This window comes from Mesorhizobium sp. M00.F.Ca.ET.216.01.1.1, assembly GCF_004010325.2.
In the GTDB taxonomy this organism is placed as follows: Bacteria; Pseudomonadota; Alphaproteobacteria; order Rhizobiales; family Rhizobiaceae; genus Mesorhizobium.
Genome location: NZ_SADR02000199.1, coordinates 1 through 385 on the forward strand (window position 1 = coordinate 1; position 385 = coordinate 385).

Annotated in this window: 1 protein-coding gene; it reads left to right on the forward strand. The window is 68.1% G+C overall.

Annotated elements, in window-relative coordinates; translation table 11 throughout:
* Positions 1-385: LysM peptidoglycan-binding domain-containing protein (locus EN859_RS35710; RefSeq protein WP_135913636.1), on the forward strand; the 385-nt coding region annotated here is incomplete at both ends.

Below are 385 nucleotides of genomic sequence, written 5' to 3' on the forward strand. Positions count from 1 at the left end.
GCCAGGGCGCTGGGTCCCTGGCCACGGAAGCCAAGCCGGCCGAAACCACCACGGTCACAACGACGGCCGAAGCGGCGAAACCCACAGCACCGGCAGCCGAGGCGCCCGCAAAGGTTGCCAAGGCGACGCCCTCGACCAACGTGCCCGAGACGGTCGCGCCGAAGCTGGAGCATGCGGACAGCGCCGTGATCATCCGCCGCAACGACACGCTCTGGCGCAGCTCGCGCCGCGTCTACGGCCATGGCGTGCGCTACTCGACCATCTATCTCGCCAACCAGGACCAGATCCGCAATCCCGACCGCATCTGGCCCGGCCAGGTCTTCAAGGTGCCCGGCAAGTCGAAAGAAGGCGAGCCGGCCGACATGAAGGCCATGGGCGACCAGAT